This is a genomic window from Paenibacillus sp. NRS-1782 (genome assembly GCF_050467685.1).
Classification (GTDB): domain Bacteria; phylum Bacillota; class Bacilli; order Paenibacillales; family Paenibacillaceae; genus Paenibacillus; species Paenibacillus terrae_A.
Window position 1 is genome coordinate 127,054 of sequence record NZ_JBITPH010000040.1, and the last position, 19,004, is coordinate 146,057.

13 protein-coding genes are annotated in these 19,004 nt (G+C 49.6%); 6 read left to right on the forward strand and 7 right to left on the reverse strand.

Going from position 1 to position 19,004, the window contains the following annotated elements; translation table 11 throughout:
* The first annotated feature begins 13 nt into the window (after positions 1-13).
* Positions 14-1,855 (forward strand): adenine deaminase, encoded by a 1,842-nt coding sequence (locus ACIFQM_RS15310; protein ID WP_430040404.1) that lies wholly within the window; start codon positions 14-16, stop codon positions 1,853-1,855.
* Positions 1,856-1,960: 105 nt separating this feature from the next.
* On the opposite strand, the gene ACIFQM_RS15315 is transcribed toward ACIFQM_RS15310, so the two are convergent.
* Complete coding sequence (locus ACIFQM_RS15315; protein WP_430065751.1) at positions 1,961-2,890, reverse strand: AraC family transcriptional regulator; 930 nt, start codon at positions 2,888-2,890, stop codon at positions 1,961-1,963.
* A gap of 187 nt (positions 2,891-3,077) precedes the next feature.
* On the opposite strand from ACIFQM_RS15315, the gene yicI reads away from it, so the two are divergent.
* A complete protein-coding gene (yicI, locus tag ACIFQM_RS15320; protein WP_430065753.1) occupies positions 3,078-5,402 on the forward strand; it encodes an alpha-xylosidase in 2,325 nt (774 codons plus the stop codon).
* Between the two features lie 146 nt (positions 5,403-5,548).
* On the opposite strand, the gene ACIFQM_RS15325 is transcribed toward yicI, so the two are convergent.
* Complete coding sequence (locus tag ACIFQM_RS15325) at positions 5,549-6,499, reverse strand: serine hydrolase domain-containing protein (protein WP_430040398.1); 951 nt, start codon at positions 6,497-6,499, stop codon at positions 5,549-5,551.
* A gap of 316 nt (positions 6,500-6,815) precedes the next feature.
* On the opposite strand from ACIFQM_RS15325, the gene ACIFQM_RS15330 reads away from it, so the two are divergent.
* Both ACIFQM_RS15330 and ACIFQM_RS15335 read left to right on the forward strand, forming a co-directional pair.
* On the forward strand, positions 6,816-8,531 hold the full coding sequence (locus tag ACIFQM_RS15330; protein ID WP_430040396.1) for a methyl-accepting chemotaxis protein: 1,716 nt from the start codon (positions 6,816-6,818) through the stop codon (positions 8,529-8,531).
* Between the two features lie 90 nt (positions 8,532-8,621).
* A complete protein-coding gene (locus ACIFQM_RS15335) occupies positions 8,622-9,932 on the forward strand; it encodes an MFS transporter (RefSeq protein WP_430040394.1) in 1,311 nt (436 codons plus the stop codon).
* A gap of 71 nt (positions 9,933-10,003) precedes the next feature.
* On the opposite strand, the gene ACIFQM_RS15340 is transcribed toward ACIFQM_RS15335, so the two are convergent.
* The 3 genes from ACIFQM_RS15340 to fsa all read right to left on the reverse strand — a co-directional run bounded on the left by ACIFQM_RS15340 (position 10,004) and on the right by fsa (position 12,486).
* Positions 10,004-11,203, reverse strand: a complete 1,200-nt coding sequence (locus ACIFQM_RS15340; protein ID WP_430040392.1) for an MFS transporter — start codon at positions 11,201-11,203, stop codon at positions 10,004-10,006.
* A 1-nt stretch (position 11,204) separates the two neighbouring features.
* Positions 11,205-11,660 (reverse strand): MarR family winged helix-turn-helix transcriptional regulator, encoded by a 456-nt coding sequence (locus ACIFQM_RS15345; protein ID WP_430040390.1) that lies wholly within the window; start codon positions 11,658-11,660, stop codon positions 11,205-11,207.
* A gap of 178 nt (positions 11,661-11,838) precedes the next feature.
* Positions 11,839-12,486 carry a fructose-6-phosphate aldolase gene (gene fsa, locus ACIFQM_RS15350; RefSeq protein WP_044646942.1) on the reverse strand — a complete coding sequence of 216 codons (648 nt, stop codon included), beginning with the start codon at positions 12,484-12,486 and terminating at the stop codon, positions 11,839-11,841.
* 187 nt (positions 12,487-12,673) lie between these two features.
* On the opposite strand from fsa, the gene ACIFQM_RS15355 reads away from it, so the two are divergent.
* Both ACIFQM_RS15355 and ACIFQM_RS15360 read left to right on the forward strand, forming a co-directional pair.
* Entirely contained in the window at positions 12,674-13,390 is a 717-nt protein-coding gene (locus ACIFQM_RS15355; protein ID WP_430040388.1) for a CBS domain-containing protein, read from the forward strand.
* A gap of 24 nt (positions 13,391-13,414) precedes the next feature.
* On the forward strand, positions 13,415-14,041 hold the full coding sequence (locus ACIFQM_RS15360) for a TraX family protein (RefSeq protein ID WP_430040386.1): 627 nt from the start codon (positions 13,415-13,417) through the stop codon (positions 14,039-14,041).
* An 81-nt stretch (positions 14,042-14,122) separates the two neighbouring features.
* On the opposite strand, the gene ACIFQM_RS15365 is transcribed toward ACIFQM_RS15360, so the two are convergent.
* On the reverse strand, positions 14,123-15,121 hold the full coding sequence (locus ACIFQM_RS15365) for a polysaccharide deacetylase family protein (protein ID WP_430040384.1): 999 nt from the start codon (positions 15,119-15,121) through the stop codon (positions 14,123-14,125).
* A gap of 118 nt (positions 15,122-15,239) precedes the next feature.
* Positions 15,240-18,935, reverse strand: coding sequence for an amino acid adenylation domain-containing protein (locus ACIFQM_RS15370; RefSeq protein ID WP_430040382.1), 3,696 nt, complete (start codon positions 18,933-18,935; stop codon positions 15,240-15,242).
* Positions 18,936-19,004 lie beyond the last annotated feature (69 nt).

Genomic DNA, 19,004 nt, shown 5'->3' on the forward strand with positions numbered 1-19,004 from the left:
GTTACCAATCGTAATGGACATGAAGAGTGTATTTCAACGCCCGCCGCTGGCGGACTGTGTACCCGAGCTGGTAGCTACAGCCAGAGGGGAGCGCAAGGCATCGCTGGTTATCCGCGGAGGAACCCTGGTCAATGTGGTATCGGGCGAATTATTACCGGGAATGTCTATTGCTGTGCAGGGCTCCCGTATCGCATACGTCGGTCGGGACGTTAGCCATACCATCGGAGAAGACACAGTAATCATCGAAGCGGAAGGCCGCTATATGGCACCGGGATTACTGGACGGACATTGTCACATCGAAAGCACGCAGCTTACGGTAACCGAGTTTGCAAAAGCGGTGCTGCCGCTGGGCGTGACGGGCGGATTTTTTGACCCGCATGAAATTTCCAATGTGCTCGGTCTGAAAGGGCTTCGTCTGATGCTTGATGAAGCACGTACGACACCGCTGGCTGCTTACATGCAGGTGGCTTCTTGTGTTCCGTCCACAGGGCCGGAACTGGAAACGACAGGGGCCTCCTTCGGCCCGGCGGAAGTCGAGGAAGCCTTAAGCTGGGGCCCGGATATGATCGGGCTGGGCGAAGTTATGAATTTCCCGGGCGTCGTCTATGGAGACGATGTGATGATCGGGGAAATTCAGGCCACGCTGCGGGCGGGCAAGGTGGCGGACGGCCATTTTACATGGGCCTCCGACGATTGGCGGCTGCCGGTGTATGCAGCCGCAGGGATTACGGGCGACCACGAGTGTGTCACGCCCGAGGATGTAGCCGAGCGTATCCGGCTCGGCATGTATGCCAAAATGCGGCAGGGCTCCGCATGGCATGATGTGGCCGAGACCATCCGCGCCAGCACGGAAATGGGCCTCGACACCCGTCGCATGATGCTGGTGACGGATGACCGCAGCGCGGAATCCTTGCTCCATGAGGGTCAGATGGACTTCGTCGTCCGTCATGCCATTGCGCAGGGCGTCAAGCCCGTGACTGCGTTTCAGATGGCTACGCTGAATACGGCAGAGCGCTTCGGCGTAGCTCGGGATATCGGCTCGATTATTCCGGGGGCGATTGCCGATATTATTTTGCTTGATGGCCGTCTGGCTGAAGTGAACGTGACCGCTACGATTGCGGCGGGTCAACTGGTGGCCGAGCACGACCAAATGGTCGCCGATTGGGAAGGCTTCGTTTATCCTGCGGAAGTGATGGACACGGTCCGTCTGGGACGCGACCTGAGTGCTGCGGATTTCCGCATTGCAGCTCCAGTACAGGAGGGGAACGTAACTGTACGGGTCATTCGTGTCACGGAAAATCATGTGGACACGAAGGAAGTGCGGATGACCGTTCCGGTCCGGGGTGGTGAGGTCACGGCAGATCCCGCGCAGGATTTGTGCAAAATAGCCGTCTTCGAGCGGCATCATGCCAGTGGCAGCCACGCGGTGGCACTCGTGACAGGCGTCGGTTTCACCGAGCCAGCCGCCATTGCCATGACTGTGGCGCATGACAGCCACAACCTGCTCGTCATTGGCAACGATGACGAGTTGATGACCCAGGCGGCGAAGCAGGCCGTGGCTATGCGCGGCGGCGTAGTGGTCGTGTCCGCCTCGGGCGAAACGAGCTTCCCGCTGCCTATCGCCGGGCTGATGTCTCCTGCGCCGTTTGCAGAGGTGGCCGCGCAGTCCGAGAGCATAAGCCGGGCACTTCATCAATCCGGCTGTGTGCTGAACAACGCGCTGATGACATTGTCGCTGCTGGCGCTGGTCGTCATTCCTGAAATCCGCCTGTCGGATCAGGGACTTGTTGTGATCGGAGCAGACGGTATCCGCAAGGTATCGCTCTTCGTGGAAGAGGATGCTGCGGAAGCCTGACAGGCTACTTTGCCCATCCGGGTGTAGCTACGATATGTGTTTTTTGAAAGGGGGGTGTCCCACAAGGTCTGTAAAGACTGGAGGGATAGCCCCTGTTTTCTGTATTCAACTTATATCTGTGACAAAGGGGACTGCTGCAAGCATCTGCTCGGCTTCGTGCTGCTTGCGATATCGTGAAGGAGGCATGCCGTTCCATTTTTTAAAGGTTGCGATAAAATAACTCAGATTATCAAAGCCAACCTCCAGCGCAATATCGACCACCTTGCGGTCACTTTGCTCCAGCAGTCTGCAAGCCTTCTGAACCCGGTGATAATTGATGTATTCGACCGGGCTTTTTTGCACCATCTGCTTGAAGAAACGGCAAAAGTGTCCCTCGCTCATACGAATTTCATCCGCGATATCCCGCAAACGAATGGGCTCATGAGCATGACTGTTGATGTACGCCAGCGCTTTTTTGATTCGTTCGACTTTGCTGCGCTGACCTGCCATAATCACGTCTTCTCCGTTAGCCAGGGTCATATGAGGATACATGCTGGCGATGATGCCATAGAGCTGTGCTTTGGTCGCCAGCTCACGGGCAGGCGCATTCTGCTCATGGCTGGTGATGATGCGGCGCAGCGCGGTCAGTACCTCCTGTTCCCTGGGCAGGACTCCGCGAATGTGAGGGGGAACGACGAGCTTTTTGCTGATAAAAGGGTCGATAAACTGCTCCTGCACCGTATCCTGTGTCCGGCTGTGCAGCAGATCGGGATGAAATACCACAGCAGAGAATACGCAGCTTGGCGCTTTTTTTAAATATCCGGCGTGTAGCTCTCCGCTGTTGACAAAAAGAGCCTCACCTTCGCTGACCTCGGTGTATTCCATATCTGTCTGAAAGACGGCGCTACCCTGCTCCACGACGATAAACTCCATTTCCTCATGCCAATGAGACTCCAACACGCTGTTTCCGTTCAACTGCTCTACGCTCGGATACACGCTGACCGGATACATGGGATTACCATGAATACGATTTTCCCGCAACATTTCCCGATTCATTTCACCCACTCCCTTCCTGATTTTTGTTTTGTATAGAAAATATCAAAATATTGATACAATACGTCAAAATAAAAGAAGTAAACCCTTACATAAATCAATATTATTATAGTAAGGATTTCGAAAAAATCCAACCAGCGATTTTATTTGGGTTCAACAATAGATAGATCGAAACGGAGGAAATAAACATATGAAATTTACAGATGGCTATTGGATGGTCCGCAAAGGCTATGAGATCCAAAATCCTGCGGAAATCCGAGATATTGTGACGGACGATGCTTCCATGACGGTATACGCGTCGACCCACCGGATCGAGCATAAAGGAGACACCTTGAACGGAGCATTGCTAAAAGCGACCTATAGCTCGCCGATGCCGAATGTCATTCGGGTACGCTTTAATCACCACAAGGGGCGGGTGCATCATGGACCGGATTTTGAAATTCATACCTTGCCAACAGAGGTGGAGATTACGGCAGGTGAGGACGCAGCGGTGCTGAAAAGCGGTAATCTGAGTGTGCGTGTCGGTCGTGGAAAGAGCTGGGACGTAGGTTTTTATGTGGAGGATCGTAAAATCACGGGTAGCGGACATCGTGGGCCTGGATACATTACAGACCCGCAGGATCAGCCTTTTTTCCGGGAGCAGCTGGAGTTGGGAATCGGGGAGTATGTATACGGCCTCGGGGAACGCTTCACTCCATTTGTGAAAAATGGGCAGGTGGTCGATATCTGGAATGAGGACGGCGGCACGAGCAGTGAGCAGGCGTACAAAAACATTCCATTTTACCTGTCTAATAAAGGGTATGGTGTGTTTGTCAATCATCCGGAAAAGGTATCGTATGAAATTGCATCGGAAAATGTCTCGAAGGTGCAGTTTAGCGTCTCTGGCGAATCGTTAGAGTATTTTATCATTGGCGGAGCCAATCCTAAAGAAGTGCTGGACAATTACACCAAGCTGACGGGCAAGCCCGCGTTACCACCTGCCTGGACCTTTGGTTTGTGGCTGACCACCTCATTCACGACCGATTATGATGAAGCGACGGTGAATCATTTTGTGGACGGGATGGCTGAGCGTGATTTGCCGCTCTCGGTATTCCATTTTGACTGCTTCTGGATGAAGGAATACCAATGGTGCGATTTCCAATGGGATCAAGATATGTTCCCGGACCCGGAAGGTATGCTACAGCGATTGAAAGCGAAGGGACTCAAAATTTGTGCTTGGATTAACCCGTATATTGCGGAAAAATCCATTTTATTCGATGAAGGCATGGAGAACGGGTATCTGGTCAAAACCGCTGATGGCGGCGTGTGGCAATGGGACATGTGGCAGGCGGGTATGGGGCTGGTTGACTTTACGAATCCAGCTGCGGTGGCCTGGTATCAGGAAAAGCTGAAGGTGCTGGTGGATCAGGGTGTGGATTGTTTTAAAACGGATTTTGGCGAGCGGATTCCTACGAATGTGGTGTATCATGACGGCTCTGATCCGGTGAAAATGCACAATTATTACACGCATTTGTACAACAAGGCTGTATTTGACGTGCTGGAGGAAAAGCTGGGTAAAAATGAAGCGGCGTTGTTCGCACGTTCTGCTACGGCGGGGGGACAGCAGTTCCCGGTTCACTGGGGCGGTGACTGCTCGTCGACATATGAGTCGATGGCGGAATCGCTGCGGGGCGGCTTATCGCTTGGCTTGAGCGGCTTTGGCTTCTGGAGCCATGATATTAGCGGCTTTGAATTAACGGCTGCGCCGGACGTGTATAAACGGTGGGTACAATTTGGACTTTTGTCTTCCCACAGTCGTCTGCACGGAAATGAATCGTACCGCGTGCCTTGGCTGTTCGATGAAGAATCCGTGGATGTGGTACGCAGCTTTACGAAGCTCAAATGTTCATTAATGCCGTATCTGTATCCGTCCGCTGTGGAATCCTCGGTGAAGGGTCTGCCGATGATGCGGGCAATGGTGCTGGAATTCCCGCAGGACCCGACCTGTGCAACGCTGGATCTGCAATATATGCTGGGCGATTCCATTTTGGTGGCTCCGGTCTTTAATAAGGAAGGCAACGTACAGTATTACGTACCGGAGGGCCAGTGGACGAATCTGTTGACGAATGAAACCGTGTCGGGTGGTCGCTGGGTTAACGAGCAGCACGATTTTACAACCCTGCCCGTGCTGGTGAAGCCGAACACGCTGCTGGCAATCGGTCATGAGGACAGCCGTCCGGATTATGATTATGCAGAGCAAGTGGCTTTTCACTTGTTCGAGCTGGGTGAAGGGCAGCAGGCTCGGACGGTTATCGTGAACACTTCTGGTGAAGAAGAGCTAACCGTCACTGCCAGTCGCAAGGATGCTGTGATTACGGTGAAGACTGAGGGTACGGTTAAACCATGGTCACTGGTACTGCGGGGCATGCACGAGGCTATTCAGGTCGAGGGTGGTAGCAGTCAAGCGGGAGAGCAGGGTGTGATCATTACGCCAGCCTCAAGCGGACAGCAGGAGCTTGCCATTCACTTGAAATAGGTCATGTACACTCTCGCTCACAAGTAAAATTCGTCTTTCTATAGTGTAGCAATGTATTGCAAAAAGGGGCTTGCCTGATCAAACGGGTAGGCCCTTTTTGCTTTGGAGTCGTAATGGAAATTTTCAACGTAGGTTTCGATTTTTATTTACCCTTGCTGAATAAGCATCGGTACGATGTACTGCCTGAATATATCCACAGGAGTCCGCTTCTTTGTGAACTTGTCAGCAGTAACAACAACCACCATGTCATAAGACGGGACGACAACAATGTATTGACCGCCAAAGCCGAGCGCGTAATAATAATCCGTTGCAGCGCTTTGCTTCGTTTCGTCTGAAAAGGAAGAAGCCCACCAGTGCCAGCCGTAAAAGGCTTTTTGGGGTTTGGCCGTCGGAAGGAGCGCACGGGTGGACCGTCGGACTGTTTCTGCCTGGATGAACTGACGGCCTTCCCGGCTTCCTTCATTCAGGTAAAGCAGGCCAAATTGGAGCATGTCCATGGGTTTGAGATGCAGCCCAAAGCCACCCGTATGAGTGCCTTGAGGATCGGTTTCCCAGTGGTAGCTTTCGATACCCAGCGGTTGGAATAACTGCTGCTCAGCAAATTCAGCTACCGCTTGTCCAGAAGCATGACGCAAAATGGTAGCCAAAAGCTGAGAACAGCCGGAGTTGTACTCCATTCGCGTACCTGGTACATCAGCGAGCGGCTGCGACAGCACAAATTGCACCCAGTCTGATGTTTTGCTCATCGTCGGAAATGAATTTTGCCCGCCAAATTCAGTCCAGCTAAAGCCCGCGGACATCGTTAACAGATGTTCAATCGTAATATCACGCTTTCGTATATCGCTGTCCTCGGCAATCTGGGGAAAAAATTCGAGGATAGGCGTACCCGGCTGTGGTACGATTTGCTGATCCATGGCGATGCTGACTAATGCGGCAAGCACGCTTTTGGTGCAGGAATTTATTTTATAGAGTTCATTCGCAAATTGAGGTTCACGGTAGTATTCCAGCGCCATGCTCCCATGCTGGAAGATCAGGCAGCTACGGATTTCCAGCTCGGTTAGTCCGCAAACAAGCGGTGTAAGTTCCAGACTACTCAAGTAAGTCCCTCCTTGACATTTATAGTACATGAGCATTTTTCATAGAATGATGCAAAATGCTGACATAAATAAATAGTATATCATTTTTAAAGATCACAAATCCGACTACTCTCATGATCATCTAATAAGAGATGAATATAAGGATAGCGTTACTTTTTTTGTTTTTTATTTCAGAAAAGAACATATTAATTCACCATATTGTCACAATTATATCGGAAAAACTATACACTTTTCTTGTTTCGTTCAAAAACTTCACCGAATTAAACGATATATAGTAAGTTGACATTATATTCAGACATAACTGGGGGACCGATTCATGAATTTAACGATTAAGGCTAAAATGATTATTAGTGCGCTGCTTATTCCGAGTGTAATTGCAGCTATGCTGCTGACAAACTACATTCTGAGCGTACAAAATGAGAATAAATACAAGGATATTGTGAATCGTGAAGAGACTATTGTATATAATTCAAAGTCTCTTCAGTTTTTATTAAACGGGATATCTAATGACGAGCGAGGATACTTGCTAACTCGGGATGAACAATATGGAAAAGGGATTGAAAGCAAGCAGAGCGAAATTGTGAAGCTGCTTCAGCAAACGGAAGCTTTGCTCGATCTGAATGCAGGAGATACGAAGAGAACGATGGATGATTTGAAAATGGGAATCAATTCCTATTTCAACCGCGTCCATGGATTATTGAATACAGCGGGTTACCGGAGTACGATCGATACGTTTCCCCCGTTTTCGGATTTACTCGATATATATGAAAATGAACGGGTTTTACGGAAACAGCTTGATGTGAAAATGATGGCGTTCGTTAAATCTCAGGAGGACATGGTAGCGGCGAAAGTACAAGAAGCCCACCAAACCATGACCAACACGATCTGGATTACGAGCATTCTGGGCTGTCTTATTATCATTTACAGTATTGCACAATCGATCATTTTGATTCGCTCCATCCGGCCGTTGTACCACATGAATGAACAGTTGCTGGAGATGTCAGCGGGCGGCGGAGATTTGCGTAGTCAACTCGATATTACGACCAAGGACGAGATTGGCATGATTGCCAGCTCGTACAACAAGCTGATCGCGGGCTTTCGCAATATTATTGTGGATGCTCAGGATACAGCCCGTACGATATCTGTGACCGCCGAGCGGGTAAGCCTGAGCACTGAAGAAATGAATCAGGCCAATCGTCATACTTCCGGTGTGATGGAAGAGCTAGCGACTGGCATGGAGTATCAGGTCGATGACATCACACAGACCACAGATGCAGTAAAAGAGCTTGCTCATGGGCTGGAGCATATTGCGGTGACGAGCCAGCAGGTGTACAAGCTGTCGGATACGGCTGCCAAGGACGCAGAAGCAGGAGAGCAATCCATCGGTCAGGCGATGAGGCAGATGGAAAAGGTAAGCGAAAGTGTAGATAGCTCTGCTCGTGCTGTACGTCTGCTTAGTGAACAGGCTGAACAGATCGGAATGATCGGTTCTGTCATTACCGGCATTGCCAAGCAGACAGGGATGCTGGCGCTTAACGCGTCGATTGAAGCCGCCAGAGCAGGAGAACAGGGCAAAGGATTTGCTGTCGTAGCATCTGAGGTAAGAAGACTGTCTGAACAGGTATCCGTTTCAGCAGCGGAAATTACACAATTTGTGCATCATATTCAGGACCATGTGGGTAATGTCGCATCAACCATGCAAGCCGGAACAGTTGAAGTGCAGTCAGGTGTGAAGATCATGGAATCGGCCGAAACGGCATTTCGTCAGATTGGCAGCTCCATTCAGCAGGTCAGCGAACAGATTCACAGTGTGAATCGGTCTGTGGAACAGATGTCCACTGGATCGGGGCAAATGGTGGGAGCCGTGGAGCGTATCCGCGAAGTAGCGGAACAGTCCGCAGGCGGAACCCAGAGCGTCAGCGCAGCGGCTGAGGAGCAGCTGGCTTCCATGGAGGAAATCGCGTCATCCATTCATACGCTGGCAGAAATGTCGAAATTGCTGAATGCAAGGGTTGGAGGATTTAAGGTGTAGCTGTATAAATCCACACTAATGTAAACACAATAACACTTGTTGAACCATTTTGGACAGCTGTGTTATTACTTTTGCAAAGGTGGTAACGGGATGCAACAAAATAAAGGGAATCTGCTTGCATTAGGTTCCATCCCGCTGATGATGACGCTGGGCAATTCCATGCTGATTCCTGTTTTGCCGGAAATCGGACGTAAGCTACATGTCAGCTCCTTTCGCATTAGCATGTTAATTACGGTATATGCGGTAGTTGCCATTTTGCTGATTCCAATCGCGGGATATCTTTCCGACCGATTTGGTCGCAAGGCGGTGATTGTGCCCTGCTTGATCCTGACGGTGATTGGCGGGGGAATTTCTGCGGTGGGGGCATGGCTGCTTCATGATCAGGCAGCGTACTTGACCATTATTGGGGGTCGGTTGCTTCAGGGCGTCGGAGCGGCGGGAGCTTTTCCCATTGTCATTCCGCTCGTGGGGGATTTGTATGAGAACGAGGAAGAAGCCAGCAAAAACCTGGGTGTAGTCGAGACCTATAATACATTCGGTAAAGTGCTAAGCCCAATTCTGGGTGCGGCATTCGGCGCAGTCCTTTGGTTCTTGCCATTGGCAGTGATTCCGGGCCTCTGTCTGATTTCGCTCATTTTGGTGCTTTGGCTGATTCATGCGCCCAAGCGTAAGAACCAACCGATAATGTTTCGAGAGTTTCTGGGAAATGTGAAGCAGGTGCTTGACGAAAAAGGTCGCTGGCTATATGCGATTTTCGCCGTGGGCGGCATTTGTATGTTTGTCATTTTTGGCGTCCTGTTCTACTTATCCGACATACTGGAAAGTCGTTACAACCTTCGTGGGGTCTGGAAAGGGTTCGTGCTGGCGATTCCGTTGGTTTCTCTCTGTCTGTGCTCTTATATCGGAGGAAAAATCATCGGCAAGCACAAAAAACGGATGAAATGGATCGGTTTTTCCGGTTTGGCAGTGTTGACGATCAGCTTTGGCATTCTCGGATTTTTTCAACATATTTATGCGGTGATCGGACTGTTTACATTGGGGGGAGCCGGAATTGGACTGGCACTGCCTTGTTTGGATGCCCTGATTACGAAAGGGATTGAAAAAGAGGAGCGCGGAACGATTACCAGCTTGTACAGCAGTATGCGCTTTGTCGGGGTGTCACTAGGTCCTCCGGTTGTATCCTTGCTGATCGGAAGCAGTGGACATGGTTTGCTTTTTGGCGTGATGGCCGGAGTGGGCGGAATTGCGGCTCTGCTCATGCTGTTTGCGGTCAAACCGAAGCAAGATGAACCCTTAGACGAAAAATCCAGTGAACATATGAACTCCACTGGGGGGCTGACAGACGTATCCCGGAAAAAGCCGCTTTCTTCCAAGCTGAGACGCAAAACCCCGGCCAAATAAGAGCGATCTAAAACCAAAAAGCACCCGATTCCATGAAGCCATGGTGTTGGGTGCTTTTTTTGAAATATGCTTTACCCCTCGACAGGGACACGCGTTTTGGGCTTGCGACCTACAGCAAGCTGAATGATATAGATGAGCAGGAACAATACGATAAACAGCGAGGAAAGGCGATACATCCACGCATAATCGCTGGCTTTGGCGATAATACCAAGAATAAGCGCTCCGGCAGCGACCCCGAAATCAAGGGAATTTAGAAACATACCGTTTGCCATGCCCCGCTGCTTGGGCGACACGACCTGAATCATCCACGTTTGCAAAGTCGGCTGCATTACGCCAAAACCGATGCCATAGCAAAGGGCGGACAGATACATGAAGGCATCATTGTGCGCGTAGGAAAGCAGGATGAGACCGCCGATCAGGAACAGAGAACCGGGGATGAGTAGCGCTTTCGCTCCTTTTTTATCATAGATACGGCCTGAGAAGGGACGTACGATCAGGACGGACAACGCATTAAACAGGAAAAAATAGGCCGGGTGCGACAAATTTGCTTCATCCCCGTAAAGCGTCATAAAGCCGAGCAATCCGCCGTACGTAATAGACATGAGCATGTTCAGCAAGGCGGGAATCCAGAGCTTGCGGTTAAATGTCGGTTTTCGTCCTTCTTCCAAAGGAACCATCGGCGGCTCAACATGTCCTTTCGGCAGGGTACGAATCAGCCAGTAGGCCAGTGGGAAAATAACGATAATGACAGCTGAGGTCGTATATACCAGCAGATTAAAGCTGCCGTATTGCAGCATCGAAATACCGATAGTCGGGCCAATAGACATCGCCAGGCTGGTGGACAGACTGAAATATCCCATTCCTTCACCAAGGCGCTTGGCGGGAATGACATCCGAGGCCATGGTCGGAAAGGCGGTACTGCTCAAACCGAAGCCGATGCCAAACAGCATACGCATGAGAAGCAGCACCGTAATCGTCGGTGAAACGCTGTATCCGAGCGTACCCGCTAATCCGAACAGCAGACCGATGAAAATCAGGGTATTGCGATGCCCTTTTTCCAGCATACGGGCTGAAAAAAGCCTTGCCACAATCGCGCTCAATGCGAACAGCGTAGTGACGAGGCTGACCTGAACGGAACTGGCGTGGAATGTATTTTTAACATACGCAGGGATGGAAGATACGATCATCTGTAATTCCAGAAATAAAAAAAGATTAGATACGGTTAAAACGATAAATTCCTTGGTCCAAAGAGGCTGCTTGCCTTGTTGCATGTTAGTCGTTCTCTCCTTGTTTTTCCGATTGAGTCAGGTTAGCGTGGACTTGTAAAAGAGTTTGACGGAATTGCTCCAGATCAGCAGGGGAAATTCCATTCACAAAATCGTGGTTGGCGCCGCGCTCAACCGGAAGAGTTTCCTCCACGAGCTGTCGACCGGCTTCAGTCAAATGAAGCAAATAAGCTCGACGGTCCTGTGGGCTATTCACACGCTGCACCCAACCCTTTTTGTCCAACAAATCAATTATTCGGGTCGTAGTTGGCTGGTCCTTGACCGCCTTAGCTGCAATTTCCTTCTGATTCAGACCTTCTGCCTGGTAGATTTGATACAGAACCGACCATTGCTCAGGGGAAATATCATAAGGTTTAAGGCGATGCATAAGCTGCTGGCTCATCTTGCGATGGGTAATGCCGAGCAGCATACCGATGGAGCAATCCGGGGGCAAGTTATTCATGAGTAGCTCCTTTCTGTTTTCCGTACATAAATTAATTCAACAGTAAATTAATTGTTAAAACAATTATATGTAAAACAAGTTTTCTTGTCAAAAAAAGTTGTTCACCAATCTAAAAAACAGCCCGCAATATGCGGGCTGTTCGGGTTTAAAGCAATATAGGTTTGCCGTTTCGGGCGAATTAGGCTTTAGGTACAGTTTCCCAGTCCTTCAGGAAGCGTTCAATACCGCTGTCAGTCAGCGGGTGTTTCCACAAGGAAGGGAGCAGGGAGCCAGGAATGGTGGCAATATGCGCACCAGACAGAGCAGCATCTTCCACATGCTTGATGTTACGAATGGAGGCTGCAATGATTTCGGCTTTCAGACCATGAATGTCCAAAATCTGTCTCAGTTCACGAATCAGCTTCATACCATCAACAGCGATATCATCCAGACGTCCTACGAACGGGCTGATAAAAGTAGCGCCAGCTTTGGCAGCCATCAAACCTTGAGCCGCGGAGAAAATCAGCGTTACATTCGTTTTAATCCCGTTTTTGGTCAGTTCGTTACAAGCATACAAACCGTCTTCAGTCATAGGCAGCTTAATAACAACGTTCGGTGCCCATTTGGCAATCTCATAAGCTTCCTTGAGCATATCCTCGGCTTTCAAGCCAATGACCTCAGCACTCACGGGACCTTCAACGATACCGCAAATCTCCTGAATGACTTCCTTGAACACCCGACCTTCCTTAGCGATCAGCGAAGGGTTCGTTGTTACACCATCAACCAGACCCAAACGTTCAATACGTTTGATTTCTTCAATGTTACCAGTATCCAAGAAAAATTTCATTTGATTTCCTCCTCAGGTTTTTTAAAATTTTATAATACATATCACACACCATGTACATCAGCTAAATTAAAGATAGCATATTGCACACGTTAAACTTATAATTAGTATGTATTACATACTCAATTGTGACACATTTTAAAATTGAAAACAAGCTGTCTTTGATTAAAATTTGATGAATTGTCGGAAAATGCGGAAATTTACCGATCTATGCTCATCTATAATGTATACTACCCCATTCTATAAGGAGGTAATCATTATTCAACTGTCTGAAAGACAGCGTGAAATTGTTGATATTGTCCAGCGCCTGGCGCCTGTTACGGGGGATAAAATTGCTGAGGAGTTGGGGCTGACGCGACCGACCCTCCGTTCCGATCTTGCGCTGCTCGTCATGCTCGGTCTGGTAGACGCCAAGCCAAAGGTAGGATATCTGCCAGGCCGTTACCCTAAATACGATAGTCATGTTGGCACCATGCTCAAAAAGCTGACCGTGGCCGATGTGCTCAGTGATCCGATTTTAATTTCTGGTGACGCTACGGCTTACGATGCGGTACTGATGTTATTTCAGCAAAATACTGGTACGTTGATGGTCACAGGAGAGGATCAGGAGCTGATCGGAATTGTTACTCGCAAGGATCTGCTAAAGGTGACGCTGGGGCATACCGATCTTCACGCCGTTCCGGTAACGATGGCAATGACACGACGCGCCCAAATGACGACACTCACTCCGGGCGATTCTCTGCTGGAGGCGATATCCAGGCTCGTTCGTCATCAGGTCAATTGCCTTCCGGTCATGGACGAGCAGTGTATGGAGACCTCCTTCATTCAAACCAATGGATTGGTGGGTCGGGTTACCAAAACGGATATCATGAACGCTATTTTGAGCTTGACGGAAGAGAAGACGTGAAAGAAGAAAAAAAGGGGGCCTTATATGTACTGGTTGGCCATGCTGACCATGCTGATTGATCATGTTGGACTTGTATTTTTTCCGACTGATCCGGCCTGGAGAATTGCCGGCAGGCTTGCTTTTCCAATCTATGCATATGCGCTGTATATGGGGTATGCCCACACTCGGAATATGCGAAGCTATATGCTCCGCTTGCTCGGAATTGCCCTGATTTCTCAGGTGCCCTATATGCTGGCGTTTGATGTGTATAGGCCAAACGTGGTCTGGACGCTGTTGATCTCGCTGCTGACGCTGGCTGCTGCGTCGCGATTGAAGAATTGGGCGGCTATAACAGGCTTATATGTGCTGACAGCTCTGGTCATGGAGCTTAGCCTGATGGATTACGGGGCTTATGGACTGCTGCTCGTCCTCATTTACCGCTATACCCGCTCCTATACGATGGTTGCGGCGCATTTTGCACTGAATGTGGTGTATGATATGGTGCATCACGCGAATCTCCAGCATTTTAGCCTGCTGTCCACCATTCTTATCGAATGCTTTGCATCCGGGGAAAGTGGCTTCTACAGCCGGGCACCGCGCTGGTTGTGGCGCAGCTTTTATCCGGTCCATCTGGCTGTTATTGCAGCCATTCGTCTCTGGCTCAAGTCATAAGCTCATCATCTTCAAAATCAGCAAAAGAACCTTCAAAACCACGATATAGATGGTTTCAAAGGTTCTTTTTTATTCCAAAGTTTAGGACGCTTTGTTAGGACCTTGGGCAAACGGCAACGGTCGTTCCGGAGCGCCTTCCTTCATGTATTGCACCAATACTTCCGGAATATTGTGTATCCCACCTGCATTAACGCGATAGCCATTCGTTTGTCCAGGTGAGTTAATGCCACGCTTCACCGTGAAGGTAACGTCAATGCCCAAGGCGCGGCAAATTTCCAGCGTTTCCTTGGTATATCCTCCATAAGGAAAAGCCAGGACGTTGCGATCATTGTGAAGCTGCTTGATCAGCTTCTTGTCGGCGGTGTCCAAATCATTGTAAACCCGTTGCTTGAATTCGTCCTCGGTTTCCATACGCCCCAGCTTTTTCGAATATACCGGGCCCATGAGAAGCGGTTTTTCCTTGGTGCGTGCTACATTTGTGTATCCATACGCGTGCTGATCATTGGTGTGATTGTAGAAATCAACACCTTCGGCATGCATGTGCCGGATTTGCTCCCACGTCAGCTTCTTAATACCGATGTGCTTGGGATTACTGATCGTGGATGTGATGAGAAAATTGGTTGCAGGTACACGGTACTTTTTCAACACGGGAAAGGTGTCTGTATAAAAAGATTCATAGCCGTCGTCGAAGGTCATAAGTACAGCATTATCGGGCACCTTGGCTTTATATAAAATAAAGTCCGTATATTCTTTCATCGTAATCCAGTGAAAGCCGTTGGCTTTCATTTCATCCAGCTGCTTCGTAAAATTGCTGAGCTTGAGAGCACCGGAATCCGGTGGAGTTTTGGTTACTTCATGATACATCAGGACAATAACCTTGTTCTGGTAATATACTTTATCCGGCGTGGGTGTTAAAGAGAACAGGTGTCGTACCAGCCGATCTGCATTTGCTGTGCGTGTACGGTGAGTTCCTTTAACAAGGGGTGTATGATAGATGGTACGTGCTTCGTACACTAAAATCCCTAAAATAGCTAACATGCTCATAATAAGCATTGTTCTTTTGAATATGACGTGTTTCATATGAATGACATCCCCCGCATGCAGAAAATTCTAAAAGTATAGATATGTAAACCTCATATCAACTAGCAAAATCTAGTTTATCATACCTAATACACGCGGGGAAAATATCACAACTTTGTTACCTCTGTGTTGCTTTTGCGGATACCGATGACGCGATAGGGAAATAACCGATCTCAACCGCATGCTGAATCATATTTCGAATAAATTCCAAATCGGTTGGCGGGCACTTCACGTCAGCCTGCTCCAGTAGCGCGGCGGTCACAGGGCAGCCATATCGGTAAGCGGAATCCTTGGCTCCATCACCTTCCAGCTGACCCATAGCAAGATGCAACGCGTCCTCCTGAATACCGGAAGAGGGGTTCAGCAGCCAAGCGCTATAATCGTCAAACGGCATCGTATCTACTGCATATCCAAGCTGGTTGATCATAGCGATCAACTCATCATATGGCAGCGGATTCGGATTGCAGATATGGAAAATACGGTTCGCGCTTTTTTGATGCACAGACAGCTCTACAATGGCGCGGCTCGCATAGTCAATCGGCGTAAAGTCCGTATGCCAATCAGCCTGTGGCGCTTTGCCCAGCAGCAGCATGGCTTTCATCATCCGATAGTAAGCGTTGCTGTCGATATTGCGCTGGAAGCGTCCGTTAGCCGAATGGGCCGTCAAATTACCTGCACGGTAGATAGAGACAGGCGTGCCTGACTGAGCCGCTTGGAACAACAGCTTTTCCGCAGCGAGCTTACTGTTTGTATACAGATTGTCCACCTGTAGCTCGTCCGGGAAGGAGGACAGTTCCAATGCAGATTCCCATTGTCCTTCATTCGCCAGATCCTCCGGTATGCCCATAGTAGAGACATGATGGAAGGATACACCTGGCTTGGCCTGAGCAATTTTCAACAGCTCCAGTGTTCCGGTTACATTCGTACGGTCAAAGGCAGTCGAATCACCAAAATGGCGAACGTCAGCGGCGCTGTGAATAATGCCGTCTATTTGATGCTCCAGCATATGGCGGTCAACGGTAGAGAGGCCAAGGTCTGCCTGCTCCAGATCACCGTACACAGCTTTGACCCGTCCTTGGAACAGGGCAGAGATATCTTGCCCAAAATATCCTGTCAGTACGGCCTGAATACGCTCGATGCCAGATGGTCCGTCCTGAGATGGGCGTACCATCGCGTACACTTTGGCTGCTGTCCGTTGAAGCAGGTCGTACAGAATGTGCGAACCGAGATAACCTGTAGCCCCGGTCAATAAAACAACATTCATGTCGCGTAATTCGGCTACACCCGCAGTGCCTGACAGCTCGATAGGATGCTCATTCAGGTCTGTTTTTTCTTGTGGAATCGCTAGTGCTTTGCGTTGCGGCATTTGTTCCGTACCCAGTTGCTCCACGTATTCAGCAAGCTCGCGAACGGTTTTGTAGCGGAAAAAGTCTCCAATGCGTAACGCGCCATAACGTGGCTTTAAAATAGCCAGCACATGAATGACACGAAGGGAATCGCCACCGATCAGGAAGAAGTCATCCGTTGCGCCGATGTTGGTTTTGCCAAGTACCTGTGTCCATGCTTCAGCAATGAGCGTTTCTGTTCCTTCTCGAAGAGGTTCCCCGCCGTAGGCGCTGTCCGGCGCCTCGGGAAGCGGAAGCAGGGTCAGCTTCTTGCGATCAATCTTGCCAGTCGGTGAAATTGGCATAGCTTCCAGATGAACGACATGGCTCGGTACAAAATAGGAAGGCAGCTTGCCCGCAATATAAGACTGAATCACGTCTTGCGGAATAGATTGTCCATCCGAAGTGGTGTAATAGCCGACCAGCATATTTTGATCCGTGTGATCCTTGACGGCTACGACAGACACGTCCTGAACGCCTGGATGCTTGGAGAAATGATCTTCAATCTCTCCGATTTCGATCCGGTTGCCCCGGATTTTGAGCTGTGAATCCTTCCGGCTTACGTATTCAATCGTACCGTCTGGCAGCAGCTTGGCGATATCGCCTGAGCGGTACATTTTTTCACCCGGAACAAGTGGGTTGTCCACAAACGATTGTGCTGTCCGTTCCGGCTGATGGAGGTAGCCATGAGCCAGTGCCGGCGTAGCAATGCATACTTCTCCCGGAATGTTAATCGGGCATAGCTTGTTGTCATCGTTGACGATATAGACTTTGTAGTTGTAGATCGGCTTGCCGATCGGGATGTTGACGACGTGCTCAGGCACAGCACCACGAACCCGGTGGGTCGTGGTCGCTACAGTGCACTCGGTCGGTCCATACACGTTAACGATGTCTGTATCTGTACCGAATTTGCTTTGGAACGCCCGAACCTGTGAGCCGTACAGCGCCTCGCCTGCCACGGTGACAATACGTACCTTAGCCAATTTACGGTAGCCCTCGTCTGACAAATACGTGGACAGCTGATTAAAGAATACGGTTGGCAAGATAGTGATGATCGTCGTGCCTGTACGTGCAATGGCTTCTGCGAATTCTTCAACAGACACGCGTTCTTCGGAGGACAGCAGGTACAGCTTGGCACCGTAGAACAAGGCTCCAATCGTATCCCAAACGGATGCATCAAAACTATAGGTGGCGAATTGAGTCAAGACATCCTGAGGTGTAATGTCGCAATCACGTTGTACGACAGCCCCCAGGTTAACGACGCCACGGTGAGCGATCAGGGCCCCTTTCGGCTTGCCTGTCGAGCCGGATGTATAGATCACATAAGCGAGATCATCTGGTCCTACGTTGACGTTAGGATTGCTGGCAGCATAGCCTGCCAGAGGCCCGTTAATGGCCAGAATTTCTTTTACCGTCTCAATGGAGCCGCATAGTTCAGCGGCTTGCCCAGCGAGCGCGGAAGTGGTAAGGACGAAGGGAGAACGCGTGTCTTCGACGATGTAGCTACTCCGATCGGCTGGATGGGCTGGATCGACAGGTACATATACGCCCCCAGCTTTCAGAATACCAAGCAGGGAAATGACGGTTTCCAGGCTTCGCTCCATGAAGATGGTCACGAATTCGCCCTTAGCAAGACCTTTGGACAACAGCACACGTGCGACTTGATTGGCACGTTCATTAAGCTCGCGGTACGTATATTCCCCGGCGTGGGAAGCGATGGCCGGACGATCAGGATACTGCGAAGCGGCTTCCTCGAACATTCCATGAATGGTCTGATGCTCAGGATACTTCACAACTGTATTATTTAAGGCTTCATGAGCAGCCCGATCTGCTTCGGATAAGATGTCAATCGAATTGACAAGGGCATGGCTGTTGGTGAGTGCGCCACGTAGGAGTAATTCGAAGTATTCTGCATACCGGACAACCGTTGTTTCCAGAAGAAGTGAATCATCATACCGAATCTGGATTTGGTAAGTGCCGTTGCTCTCGATGACAGCCCAATCCATGATACGAGGCTCTGCGCCTTCATCCGCCAGCAAATTTGCCGAGAACGAGGTATCAGCCTGCGGGTCTGCCAGATAAGCATGTGGTTTATAGAGCATGTCCTTAAACAAGCCTGCCAGCTCATGGAAAGTAGTATTCTTTTCCATCGTCAGCGAGGCCGTGAGTACACCAGATTGAGGCACTAAAGTAGAGCAGGAGACTTCTTCTTCTGCGGACAGACGATACAACCATGCTGCATACACGGACAGAAGCAAAGCATGTTGTTCTTCCGCCGACGTTTGCTGATGCAAAAGCTTCGAAATGAATGGTTCTAACTCTACCTGATAAGCAGAGTATGTATACTTGCGTTGGAGACGTGCAAAATTCAAAGGAACCAGGAATGGGGATGGCGCTGTTTGTGTACCGTTTTGTAGCAATGAAGTCATTACGCTAACCTCCTGAACATATGATGTCGTAATATGAATGCTAAAGTCAGTAAATGCCTCTCATCCCTT

Excerpts from the sequence above, each read along its gene's own strand:
- ACIFQM_RS15310 (WP_430040404.1), top strand. The coding sequence starts at position 14 with ATGGACATGAAGAGTGTATTTCAACGCCCGCCGCTGGCGGACTGTGTA.
- ACIFQM_RS15315 (WP_430065751.1), bottom strand. The coding sequence starts at position 2,890 with ATGAATCGGGAAATGTTGCGGGAAAATCGTATTCATGGTAATCCCATG.
- yicI (WP_430065753.1), top strand. The coding sequence starts at position 3,078 with ATGAAATTTACAGATGGCTATTGGATGGTCCGCAAAGGCTATGAGATC.
- ACIFQM_RS15330 (WP_430040396.1), top strand. The coding sequence starts at position 6,816 with ATGAATTTAACGATTAAGGCTAAAATGATTATTAGTGCGCTGCTTATT.
- ACIFQM_RS15335 (WP_430040394.1), top strand. The coding sequence starts at position 8,622 with ATGCAACAAAATAAAGGGAATCTGCTTGCATTAGGTTCCATCCCGCTG.
- ACIFQM_RS15340 (WP_430040392.1), bottom strand. The coding sequence starts at position 11,203 with ATGCAACAAGGCAAGCAGCCTCTTTGGACCAAGGAATTTATCGTTTTA.
- ACIFQM_RS15345 (WP_430040390.1), bottom strand. The coding sequence starts at position 11,660 with ATGAATAACTTGCCCCCGGATTGCTCCATCGGTATGCTGCTCGGCATT.
- fsa (WP_044646942.1), bottom strand. The coding sequence starts at position 12,486 with ATGAAATTTTTCTTGGATACTGGTAACATTGAAGAAATCAAACGTATT.
- ACIFQM_RS15355 (WP_430040388.1), top strand. The coding sequence starts at position 12,674 with ATGCGGAAATTTACCGATCTATGCTCATCTATAATGTATACTACCCCA.
- ACIFQM_RS15360 (WP_430040386.1), top strand. The coding sequence starts at position 13,415 with ATGTACTGGTTGGCCATGCTGACCATGCTGATTGATCATGTTGGACTT.
- ACIFQM_RS15365 (WP_430040384.1), bottom strand. The coding sequence starts at position 15,121 with ATGAAACACGTCATATTCAAAAGAACAATGCTTATTATGAGCATGTTA.
- ACIFQM_RS15370 (WP_430040382.1), bottom strand. The coding sequence starts at position 18,935 with ATGACTTCATTGCTACAAAACGGTACACAAACAGCGCCATCCCCATTC.